The organism is Arenibacter sp. S6351L (assembly GCF_023016025.1).
Classification (GTDB): domain Bacteria; phylum Bacteroidota; class Bacteroidia; order Flavobacteriales; family Flavobacteriaceae; genus Arenibacter; species Arenibacter algicola_B.
Genome location: NZ_JALKBB010000022.1, coordinates 72,481 through 84,493, shown reverse-complemented (window position 1 = coordinate 84,493; position 12,013 = coordinate 72,481). Strand labels below are relative to the sequence as shown.

Here is a 12,013-nt window from a genome sequence, read left to right as displayed (position 1 = left end):
AACAGATATCATGAAAAATTTAAATATTTATTCTTTAATGATTTTATCATTTATGTTCTTGATTTTTCAAGGCTGTAATGACGATTTTTTAGAGACTGTAAATCCAAACAGTCTGACTCCAGAACAATTCTGGCAAAATGAAGAGGATGTAGAAAAGGCACTTATAGCTTTATATGCTACGTTACAAACCCAACAATGGGAAGAACAATGGGATTTTAATGAAATGTACCATATGTCACATGAAGCAAAAAGTGATATGGTATACTGGGATATATGGCAACCCATGCAATCCATAGCCAGATATGATCCGAATCCCAATCAATACATGACCGAATATCTTTGGAGGTGGCTTTATCAAACCATTTTTACTGCTAATCAGTTATTGGAAAACATTGACCGAATGGTCGAAGATGGTAAACTTGATAGTTCCAAACGAGATATTTTTGCAGGTGAAGCCAAATTCGCCAGGGCCCATGCTCTCTTTGTATTATTGAAAGATTTTGGTGCCGTTCCAATGCCTCTTGAGGTTCCTCAAACTTCCGAAGGCTTTTATAAAGGAAGGTCCACAAAAGATGAAATTTGGACTCAGATCGAGTCAGACTTAAATGATGCCAAAAAGAGTTTACCAAGTTCATGGAGTGAAGAGTGGTTGGGCAGAGCGACTAAAGGCGCAGCTACTGCTTATTTAGGTAAAACTTATTTGTTTCAAGAAAAATGGACTGAAGCCATAGCTCAGTTAAATGAAGTTACAACGATGGGTTATGCGCTTGTAGAGGATTACGAGTCTTTGTTTTCCGGGCTTAATAAGCATAGTTCCGAATCACTGTTTGAGATTAATTTTACAAGTGTAGAAGATGGTGGAGGTATTGAGTCTACCAATATATCTGGAGTACATAGCTGGGAGTCAAATTGGGTTACAGATTGGGGAAAGCAATTGTTCTTATCTGACACAACCTCAACGGGAAACTATACTCAAAGAGTTTACGCTAGTGTACTTTTCGATGATCCCAATGCCAGTGTTTGGTATTACAATGGCAAAACATATAGACAATATTTTGACGAACAAGGAAGACAAGATGAAGACAGAATGTTTTGGAGAAAATGGGTTGTAAATCGAGATTATTTTCAAAACAGATCCAAGAGTGATATAAATTATTTCATTATCAGATATGCAGACGTGATTTTGATGCTCGCTGAGGCCGAGAATGAGCTTGGCAATACAAGTGAAGCAATAAACAGAATAAATGAGGTTAGAGCACGTGCAGGATCAGCATTAATTTCAGGGATGAACCAAAATGAAGTCCGAGGCCATATCAGAAATGTTGAGAGACCACTAGAATTTGTGCTTGAAGCTACACGATTTGATGACTTGGTACGATGGTACGGCAAAGATGGAGGAGTTAAGACCATTTTGGAAAATCACAATCGATATGGTGCTGAAAATTTTATAAATGGCACCAATGAAATATGGCCAATTCCTCAAATTGAACTAGATGCAAATCCAGATTTAGATCAAAATCCAAATTATTAAATAGTGACAGAAATAGTTTTTTAAGTTAGTTTATATTTAAGAATTCTTGATTCTATTTGAGTCAAGAATTCTTTTCTAAACTCAGTACATATTTTAATAATAGTTATAAGCATGAAATTGATAATTAATTTATTAATAGTTGCGTCTTCAATTTGTATGTTTTCATGTAAAGAATTCTCGTCCGAGAATTCAAAAGCTAGTAAAACAGAGGTTGTGCCTCTCCAAAAACCTAATATCCTTATTTTTATGATGGATGACATGGGATATGGTGATATTAACGCTTTAAATCCAGAGGGTTCTGGGTTTTTAACGCCTAATTTAGATAACTTGATTCAGGAAGGTGTATACTTTACTCAAGCTCATTCTGCGGATGCCCTTTGTGCTCCATCGAGGTATTCTATCCTTACTGGAAATCAAATATTTAGAGGGAGAAGGACTGAAGGAACTTGGGATAACCTTACGAAAAGTCAAATTATGCCTAATCAAAAAACTTTGGCCAATGTTTTGAGTACTGCAGGGTATGCGACGGCCTTTTTTGGTAAGTCTCATTTAGGAGGTGAATTTCTTAGACAAGACGGTGAAGTAGCTAAAAATTATGGGGAAGCAAATTTAACCAAAAAGTTTTTGGATGGCCCGAAGGATCATGGATTCGATTACACCTTAACTCTTCCAGGGGGAATTCAGGAGTCTCCTTATGCCTTTTTTAAAAATGATAGGCTTTCAAGATGGAACCGAGAGAGAAAGGAATTTGTATATTTTGACTCAGGCAAGGAAGTCCAAAAATATTTTAAGCCTTTTTTTAAAAAGAAAAATAATTTAGAAGAATACAAAATGGACAACTGGACAACAGAATCAGTAGGTCCTCTTCTAATGCACGATGCATTAAATTATATAGACAAACATGTAAAAATATACGGGGATTCTAAACCATTTTTTATTCATTATTGTTCCCAGGCAGGACATACTCCATTTGCTCCACCTACTGCATTCAATATTAACGAACCATCCAATACAGAAGATTTATCTAAAAAAGGATCAGTACCTATAAAAGGACAGACCGTGAATATTCGTACAGATATGATTTATGAAGGCGATGTAGCTATGGGACTATTTATTGAGAAATTGAGAGAAAAAGGCATATTAGAAAATACGCTGATTATTTTTGCTAGTGATAATGGGGTGGTGAGAGAAGGAGTTAATGTGAATTGGACCAATCCTATATATCATAATCAACAAGGTAGTAGTTATACAGGAGAGGAGAGACTTTATGGAGGGTCTAGTATTGAAACTGATGCTGAAGGTAAAGGACTAAACCACATTAATGCACAAGGAGTTTCGGATAATGGTAAGCCATTACGGGGATTTAAAGGATTACCATATGAAGGTGGTCATAGAATTCCACTTATTTTCCGTTGGGGAAGTAATTTTGACAAGGGCCATAAAATTCAAAACCAACTAATAAGTTTACACGATATTTTTAGAACCGTGACCTCCTTGGTAAATGTAGAAGTGGACAATGAGTCGGCATTAGATAGTTATGATTTTTCTTCTGTTCTTAAACAATCAGATGTTCAATTGAATCCTATACGGGAGTATTTGTTTATTCAATCAAATCAAAAAAGGAATAATCAAAAGTCAATAAATTGGGCTGCATATAAACATACAGTAGAAAAGGGAAATTCAGAAGTGTGGAAGGGGATTATTGAAATCCCAAGGGTGTTGTATGGAGTAGAATTTCAATCTAAGTTAAACGAATCAAAAGCAATAGAGCTATATAATTTATCAACAGATCCTTCTGAAAAGGAGAATATTGTAAATGAACGAAAGTTAATGGAAATAGAAAAAGCTTTCAAAGTTGAGCTTAATAAAGAAAGTACATTTAAAATTAATAAAGAATCTAATTTGTTAAATACATCAAAAACCATCTTGTGAATATGCTGCCTCCTTAATTTACAATAGGTGTTATTTATATTATTATGCCAATAGCATTCAATCTTCCAAAAGGCTACAATACTATTGAAAAATTCAATATCATTTTGAAATTTATTATTATAAAATTGAATACCTCAGGGAGTAAGATCAAAATCCAAATTAATAAATAGTACCAGAAATAGTTTTTTGAGTTAGTTTAGTTTGTTTTTAAGAATTCCTGATTCTAAATAATCAGGAATTCTTTATTGAATCAATAGTTTTTAAATCGTAAAAAAAATGGCGGTCATATAAAAGGAGAGAAAATTATATCGGGATTGATTATTGCCTTTTTGGTCGAATTATTACATATACAATAAAGGTTTACCACTAAATTATATCAAAAGTGGCCTTTTTACTGACGGGGATGTATAGAGAATTAGGGCCTTTCGTTCAGGAAGTTCCAAAATTACTTCGCTCCTGGTGGCCAAAAATAATGATTCACTTAGATTGCTTAAGGTCAACTAAATCAATTCCAAAAAATAATGCAAGGCAGGGTTGGTATTATTTTTTTTCCAAGCCGCAAAAAGCTCGGTCCTATGTGGCACCTTGTCAAGTTCCAAGAATTTAATTTTATAATTATGTTCATCACGAAGCGAATTGGGTACAATTGAAATTCCCATACCGTTTTCCACCAACTTAAAAATAGTAGGACCGTGTATGGACTTGTGGGATATACGGGGGCTAAACCCTTGATCCGCACATAAATTCTGTATCTGTTGAAAATACATCGGGCTGTTTTCATTGGGAAAGAGAATAAAGGACTCCTCAGAAAGTTGTCCCATATGCTTAAAATTGTCTTTCGTTATAAAATGATCTTCAGGCAAAACCAGTGAAAAATTTTCCTTATAAACAGATTTGATTCGAAGATCTGGTGACACTATATTGGAGCGCATGAAACCTATATCTAGCTCCTCATGTTCCAAGGCCCTAATCTGCTCTGTATTGGTAAGTTCCTCCAAATAGAAATTTATTTTGGTGTATTTCTTTCCAAATTGCTTTAAAATAGACGGTAAATACATTTGCATGGCCGAACCTACGAATCCAATTTTTAATTGGCCCATTACCCCATCATTGGTCAATTGCCAGCGCTCCATGGAATCTTCCAATTGATTAAGAATAAGCTGTGCCTCTTTTACCAATAGTTGGCCAGGTCTGCTAAGGGCAACCTTTCTATTTGTCCTGTCGAATAGGGTCACTCCCAAAATAGCTTCCAATTGTTTTATTTGCTGGCTCAGTGCCGACTGCGAAATGAACAGGATATCGGCGGCTTTTCTATAATGCAATGTCTCTGCTAAAACCAAAAAATAACGCAACGGACGAAGTTCTAATTGATTAGTTTTACTTATCATTTATGAAGTAATAAGAATTGTTTAAAATCAAAAGTACAACTAAATTTGTTTCTTCAATAATTATAACTGATATGGAAACCAAGAGAAAAAGAGCTTTCGACACTATTCTGCAGGCATTGTTTACTCCTTATAGAGAACTTGTACCTGATGTGCAGAAAATAAGTAAGGCCATGATTTCACATGGAATTATCCAAGATGAAAATGAAATTGTAAATGATCATATCGCCTTTAGGACCTTGGGCATTCCTAACTTAGGGATAAACTCCTTCGAAAAAATATTTTTGCATTATGGATACCAAAAAAGGGACTATTATTATTTCGAAGGAAAAAAACTGGATGCCTATTGGTACGCACCTCCAGAGGACCATTACCCGCGAATTTTTATGAGCGAATTAAGGGTCTCCGAACTTTCAGAAGAGGCCCAGCATATAATTAAAAAATACACCCAAGATATTACTTCAGATCCGGTAGACCATATTGATCTGGATGACACCAAGGAGGTTGGACAATTTTTTTATAAACCATTATGGAAAATCCCATCTTTGGCTGATTATAATACCTTGGCAGATGAAAGCGAATATGCTGCGTGGGTAATTTATAACCGGTATTATTTAAACCATTATACCATAAGCGTTCATGATCTTCCGAATGCCTACAATACAATTGAAAAATTCAATGTGTTTTTGGAATCCATAGATATAAAATTGAACACTTCCGGGGGAAAGATCAAAACAAGTGAGGATGGACTTCTTAAGCAGAGCAGCACCATCGCCAAAATGGTAGCCGCAGAATTTATGGACAGCGAGAAAGCTGAAATAGCAGGAAGTTACGTTGAATTCGCGGAACGTCTACCACTACCCTCCTATCTGGACAGGAAAATAAAAACCTTTAGCAGACAACAGAGACGTGATGGCTTTGAATCTGCGAACGCGGACAAGATTTTTGAAAGTACGTATAGGGAACAGACTAAAAATGTGTAAATATGAATAAAGTAATAGAAGATCTTGGGTTAAAAACACCTTTTTACGGTGCCAGTAGTGGGCAGAGAAATTGGGTAAGTAAGGGTGACAAACTAAATATTAAGTCCCCTGTTGATGGTAAATTGATAGGAGAGGTAAATCTTGCCGAAAATAAGGATTATGAGACCCTGATGGCTGAAGCCCAAATTGCATTTCCAATTTGGAAAGCCATGCCAGCACCCCATCGTGGGGAAATTGTACGTCAGTTTGGGGATGCTCTTAGAAAGGAAAAGGAAAACTTAGGAAAATTAGTAAGCTATGAAATGGGCAAGAGCCTACAAGAAGGCTATGGAGAAGTTCAGGAAATGATCGACATCTGTGATTTTGCCGTGGGTCTATCTCGACAATTGTATGGGCTCCAAATGCATTCAGAAAGACCAGGCCATAGAATGTTTGAACAGTGGCACCCATTAGGTGTAGTAGGTATTATTTCCGCATTTAATTTTCCTGTAGCGGTATGGGCGTGGAACGCGGCACTAGCATGGGTATGTGGAAATGTTTGTATATGGAAGCCTTCAGAAAAAACCCCTTTTTCCTCAATGGCATGTCAGGAAATTTTCAAAAAAGTTTTAGTAGCGAACAATCTTCCTGAGGGAATTTCCAATGTAATCATAGGAGATCGCGCCATTGGAAAATTAATGTCGTCTGACCCAAACATAGCCTTAATATCTGCAACGGGTTCTACACAAATGGGAAAGAGCGTAGCCGAAACCGTAGGCAAACGTTTGGGGAAATCTATATTGGAACTAGGAGGTAACAATGCCATAATTGTAGCTGAAGATGCTGATCTAAATCACGCTGTTCCAGCGATTGTTTTTGGAGCTGTGGGTACCGCTGGACAACGTTGTACTTCTACTAGACGGTTAATCGTTCACGAGAGTCAATACGAATCCCTATTAGAGAAATTACAACAAGCCTATGGTCAAATTCGTATAGGTAACCCCTTGGATGAGAATAACCATGTAGGTCCGTTAATCGACACCATGGCAGTAGAGGCTTATTCAAATACGGTAAAAACAGCTCAGGAACAGGGCGGCGAACTTGTTTATGGCGGCCAAGTTTTGGATGGAGAAAAATATACTTCCGGCTGTTACGTAATGCCCACAATTATTAAGGCAGAACCCGATATGCCTATTATGAAACAGGAAACCTTTGCTCCAATTCTTTATGTAACCTCATATAAAGACCTGAACGAAGCCATTAACATACAGAACAATGTACCCCAAGGATTATCCTCTTCCATATTTACCCTGAATATGAGAAAAGCAGAAACCTTCTTATCCAACTCGGGTTCAGATTGTGGAATTGCTAATGTGAACATAGGAACCTCAGGCGCTGAAATCGGAGGGGCTTTTGGGGGAGAAAAAGAAACGGGCGGTGGCCGTGAAAGTGGCTCCGATTCCTGGAAGGCCTATATGCGAAGACAAACCTGTACCGTAAATTACAGTACAGATTTACCATTGGCTCAAGGGATAAAATTTGACTTATAGTATCCAATATTTAAAGCTAGCCCTCCATAATGGTTAATGCAAGGGAATAAAACCTTGCTAACAATATGGTGGGTTAAACCGTGCTAATTTAAATTTGATACACTACGAACTGGGCTTTCAATTTATTGGAAGCCTAGTTTATTTTAGCGGGTCTGTACATACCTAATTTATAATCATATAAATCCATTCAGATCGACATGGAAATCAGGTTTGAACAGCAGTATCTACTTAACCAATATCTCTTAGTTAAAAATCCATTGGTTAATTGAATTTTAAGGGGTGTGAACTCAATTTTATACGAATAAAATGGGCGGTGAGAATTTAAAGGGAGATACCTCTTCTCCATGGTATAAAATCATCTTGTCCCAAACTCATTGCTTTTGTTTGTATTCTTCCACTAGCGACCTCAATTATTAAGTCCAACAATGCTTCTCCACATTGTTGAATAGAGTTTGTCCCTTCAATTACCGTACCGGCATTGAAATCTAAAATATCTCCCATTCTATTATAGAGATGGCTGTTGGATGACACCTTAATAACCGGTACCACAGGGTTACCGGTAGGAGTTCCCAATCCAGTAGTGAACAATATCAAATTAGCTCCCGAAGCCGCAATCCCAGTAGTTGACTCCACATCATTTCCAGGGGTACACAATAAAGACAAACCTTTTTCTGTTGCCCTTTCCGTATAATCCAGCACCTGATTTATAGGTGATGTCCCTCCTTTTTTAGCAGCTCCTGCCGACTTAATTGCATCAGTAATCAACCCGTCCTTAATATTTCCGGGAGACGGATTGGCATGAAACCCGGACCCTGACTCTTCTGCTCTTTTCTTGTAAGCTGCCATCAGTGTTCCAAATTTATTGGCCATCTCCTTGGTCGAACAACGGTTTATCAACTCCTGCTCTACACCATTCAACTCTGGAAACTCTGCAAGTATGACCCTTCCTCCCAAACCAACAATTAAATCCGAGCAATGGCCTGTAACAGGATTTGCAGAAATTCCAGAAAAACCATCGGAGCCCCCACATTCCAATCCCAGTATTATTTTACTTACACTTGCCGGCTTACGCACATTTCTATTCGTTTCCATCAGACCAACAAAAGTCTTTTTTACTGCCTCGGCAATAAAGTCCTTTTCCGAAATACTTTTTTGCTGTTCCAATACATATATTGGCCTTTCGTAATTTGGTATTCTATCCTTTACAGCTTTCATAAAAATAGACTCTTGCGCATTCTGACACCCTAAGCTCAATATCGTGGCACCTGCCACATTTGGATTGGTCATATACCCTGCCAATAAATTGCAAAGGGCTTTTGAGTCCTGTCTGGTTTCTCCACAACCAATATTTTGGGTAATAAACTTTAGTCCGTCCACGTTTTTAAATAGCCTATTGTCTTTTGCTTTTTCAGCCGAAAGAATTATATCAGAATTTAATATTTCACTTTCGGTTTTACCTTGTTTATAGCCATTCATTAATTTATGCATGTCCAGTCGGTATTTGCTAGAAGTAGCATAGCCTAAACATTCTTCCATGGTCTTTTTAATTACAAGAATATTTCGGTTTTCACAAAAAACCAATGGCATCACCAACCAAATATTTTGGGTTCCTACGGAACCATCTTCCCGATAATAACCATCAAAAGTCTTATTTTTCCATTTGTTAGTGTTCGGTGCTTGCCAACAACTCACCTTTCCAACTTCCGAAAAGTTATAGTGATTCGCCTTGTGCTTAATATTGCCAACAGTTATGCCCCCTCCTCTTTTTATTGGCTGTATGGCCACTCCAACTATTACACCATACATTATAATATCATCGCCAATGCTTAGGTCTTTGGTTGCAAATTTATGTTTGGCCCTTACCGAATCGACCATTACAAATTCTTGGCCATCATGGCAGACAATTGACTTCTTTTCCAAATCACTAAGGGCAACAATTACATTATCCTTAGTGTGAATTTTTAAAACTTGATCCATATCTTGATTTTATATTTTACCTGCTGGCAATCGTTGAACAAGTCTTATGTCCAGCATTTAATAATAACTCGAAACTTCATCATCGCATGCGCGTCTTAGATTGCCACTCCCATACTTCTGAATTTTATTGGCCAGCTCCGATTGATGCCAAATAATCAATTGCTAAATTGATTTAGCAAAAATACAAATATTAGCATTGTTTTATTTATATTTCAGGTTGTACTCACTTTTATATTTCAATTGGGGTAGATCGAATATTACACAATAATCTGGTGCCCCACATATTACAGAAGCTCATATTGTTTATACACATATCAAAAAAGGGAAAAAGTCATTGTTGACTTCCTCCCTTTACAATAGTATACTGTTTATCCTCATTCAGGAAATTCACGACAAAATATCGTCAAAATTTCCAAACTTGGAATTAAATATTTATAACTAGCTTCTTGGATTACTCTTTACTCCTTATAAAAACAACCCCATTGGAATCATTTCCTATATCCCCTCTTACGGTTGCGTTGATTTTAAATTCGGCCCCGGTTTCATAATCATCGATTTTTACGCGATACGTATTTTCGCTTGAGGAAGTCCCTGTTTCTCCCTTATGCCTATCTTGGTTTATCAATTGTCTGTTTTTATAAACGGATACTTCTTCAATTTCCAATTTATGCGCCCCGTCCGTGTAAATGAAAGTTATCTCATAGGTTCCATTCCCATTAATTTTACCGGTTGCGTTCAGTTCCAGTTCCCCAAAAACCAGTCCTTTAATAAGTGCTGGTTTCCATTCGCCCAACAGGGTCCCGAACTTTTTGTATTGTTCATATTTCTCAGGAAAATACAGTGGTAGGGAGAACCGCTGACGGTTCAATACGGTAATCGCTTTAAAATCAGATAATTTGTCTACTTTGACCGGGCTGGTATACACAGCATCATAGGTATTGGGTCTAAGACCATTGGTAGTGTAACGAATATGTGCCCCCTCGACCACATTTTCCAAGGTCACCTCAATACTCCCATCAATTTCCTTTTTACTTATAAGTTTAGGTTGTGGCACCCTATACCCGTAGCCCGCTTCATCATATCTGTTATAATGTTTACGCATTCTTTTCTCAAAATCGGACCAATCTTTATGACCTTGTTGTGTCCAACCAACCTCTGCCAAAGCTGCCATCCTCGGAAAGGTCAGGTAATCAAAATACTTCTCTGATCGGTTTTCATTTATCGGTAGTATTTCTTGTAATATGGTACCATGGATAAACTGATCAGACCAAAGGGTAGCGTGAACTCCCAAAACCTGAGACTTGTATTCCTCACCTAAACCTTCTACCACAGGATCCATGCCGTATACTTTTTCAAGGCTAATTGGAGATAACCAGGTAGCTGCTTTAACCTCCCCAGAGATATTACTTTCGGCCACATCAAAATAGGCATGACTCGATAGTGCCATTACCATATCATGTCCTGCTTGTGTACCCAAAATAGCCTTTTTCTTGTTGTGCCAAACCATTCCTACAGCCTTATCATCTAGCCCTCTTTCGATGATCTCGTCCCAGCCAACAATGGTTTTACCGTGATTCTTTAATACCTTTTGGATTCTATTGGTAAAATACACCTGCAGATCAGCTTCATTTTCCAGTCCGAGGGTTTCTTTTCTTTTCTGGCAATGTGAACATTGTTCCCATCGATCGTATTTAGCCTCATCACCGCCAACATGTATATACTTACTGGGAAAAAGTGTCACGACCTCCGCAAAGACATCTTCCAGAAAATCAAAAGTAGACTCGCGTCCAACACAGTACAATTCTCCACTTATAGAGTGTTGGGTCTGCACTACCTGAGGTTTACCCGTACATGACAATTGCGGATACGCGGCTATGGCCGGTAAGGTATGGGCCGGAATCTCTATTTCAGGTATTACCTCTATATTCCGAAGGGCTGCATATGCCACAATTTCCTTTATTTCCTCTTGAGTGTAATACCCCCCGGTTCTTTCGTGTCCTTCGCCCCTGAATCCACCAACTGAAGTTAACTTGGGATATTTCTTAATTTCTATTCGCCATCCGGCATCGTCTATCAAATGTAGATGTAGCACATTCATCTTGTACATTGCCATCATATCTACTAATTGCTTTACATAGGACACCTCATAAAAATAACGGCTTACATCCAGCATCATTCCGCGCCAAGGATATTTGGGCTCGTCCTTTACGAGGGCACCTTCTATGTCCCAATCCACATCTTTTTGTCTTCTTGAATTGAAAATTTTTACGGGAAGCATTTGCCGTAGCGTCTGTATACCATTGAAAACACCTGCCTCACTATTGCCAATAATCTGAATGTTTTTGGAGGTCACAGAAAGTCGGTACCCTTCCTTTTTATCGTCTTGAGGATCTATAGAAAGTTGTATACTGTTTTTGTTGGATTTATTAGATGATGATAGCTCAAAATCCCAACCAGTAGCTGGGGAAAGGGTCTCGCCCAAATATGCTGCTAAGGCTTGCAAGCCATTGCTATACTCTATTTTTGTTGATTGGTTTAGAACAAACACTTCGCCATTAGGCTCAAATCTTTGAGGTTTTGGGATGATATCGGTTGCAACCGCTTGGCCGTATGACATAATCATCACGAAAAACAATAAAAAAGCCTTCCCTAAAATAGTCTTTAACATAAAAAATA

The 12,013-nt window shown here is 37.8% G+C and carries 7 protein-coding genes; 4 read left to right on the top strand and 3 right to left on the bottom strand.

The window, feature by feature from the left end; genetic code table 11:
* The first annotated feature begins 10 nt into the window (after positions 1-10).
* Positions 11-1,531, top strand: a complete 1,521-nt coding sequence (locus MWU82_RS16910; protein WP_247097283.1) for a RagB/SusD family nutrient uptake outer membrane protein — start codon at positions 11-13, stop codon at positions 1,529-1,531.
* A 111-nt stretch (positions 1,532-1,642) separates the two neighbouring features.
* Positions 1,643-3,463: a sulfatase-like hydrolase/transferase gene (locus MWU82_RS16905; protein WP_247097282.1), complete on the top strand. Its 1,821-nt coding sequence runs from the start codon at positions 1,643-1,645 to the stop codon at positions 3,461-3,463.
* 500 nt (positions 3,464-3,963) lie between these two features.
* Here MWU82_RS16905 and MWU82_RS16900 read toward each other — a convergent pair whose 3' ends face one another.
* A complete protein-coding gene (locus tag MWU82_RS16900; protein WP_247097281.1) occupies positions 3,964-4,851 on the bottom strand; it encodes a LysR family transcriptional regulator in 888 nt (295 codons plus the stop codon).
* A gap of 71 nt (positions 4,852-4,922) precedes the next feature.
* On the opposite strand from MWU82_RS16900, the gene MWU82_RS16895 reads away from it, so the two are divergent.
* Together MWU82_RS16895 and MWU82_RS16890 are read left to right on the top strand one after the other, a co-directional pair.
* Positions 4,923-5,831 (top strand): DUF1338 domain-containing protein, encoded by a 909-nt coding sequence (locus MWU82_RS16895; RefSeq protein WP_247097280.1) that lies wholly within the window; start codon positions 4,923-4,925, stop codon positions 5,829-5,831.
* A gap of 2 nt (positions 5,832-5,833) precedes the next feature.
* Entirely contained in the window at positions 5,834-7,360 is a 1,527-nt protein-coding gene (locus MWU82_RS16890) for an aldehyde dehydrogenase family protein (protein WP_247097279.1), read from the top strand.
* A gap of 321 nt (positions 7,361-7,681) precedes the next feature.
* On the opposite strand, the gene MWU82_RS16885 is transcribed toward MWU82_RS16890, so the two are convergent.
* Positions 7,682-9,337: an altronate dehydratase family protein gene (locus MWU82_RS16885; protein ID WP_247097278.1), complete on the bottom strand. Its 1,656-nt coding sequence runs from the start codon at positions 9,335-9,337 to the stop codon at positions 7,682-7,684.
* 451 nt (positions 9,338-9,788) lie between these two features.
* Entirely contained in the window at positions 9,789-12,005 is a 2,217-nt protein-coding gene (locus MWU82_RS16880; protein WP_247097277.1) for a family 20 glycosylhydrolase, read from the bottom strand.
* Positions 12,006-12,013 lie beyond the last annotated feature (8 nt).

Excerpts from the sequence above, each read along its gene's own strand:
- MWU82_RS16910 (WP_247097283.1), top strand. The coding sequence starts at position 11 with ATGAAAAATTTAAATATTTATTCTTTAATGATTTTATCATTTATGTTC.
- MWU82_RS16905 (WP_247097282.1), top strand. The coding sequence starts at position 1,643 with ATGAAATTGATAATTAATTTATTAATAGTTGCGTCTTCAATTTGTATG.
- MWU82_RS16900 (WP_247097281.1), bottom strand. The coding sequence starts at position 4,851 with ATGATAAGTAAAACTAATCAATTAGAACTTCGTCCGTTGCGTTATTTT.
- MWU82_RS16895 (WP_247097280.1), top strand. The coding sequence starts at position 4,923 with ATGGAAACCAAGAGAAAAAGAGCTTTCGACACTATTCTGCAGGCATTG.
- MWU82_RS16890 (WP_247097279.1), top strand. The coding sequence starts at position 5,834 with ATGAATAAAGTAATAGAAGATCTTGGGTTAAAAACACCTTTTTACGGT.
- MWU82_RS16885 (WP_247097278.1), bottom strand. The coding sequence starts at position 9,337 with ATGGATCAAGTTTTAAAAATTCACACTAAGGATAATGTAATTGTTGCC.
- MWU82_RS16880 (WP_247097277.1), bottom strand. The coding sequence starts at position 12,005 with ATGTTAAAGACTATTTTAGGGAAGGCTTTTTTATTGTTTTTCGTGATG.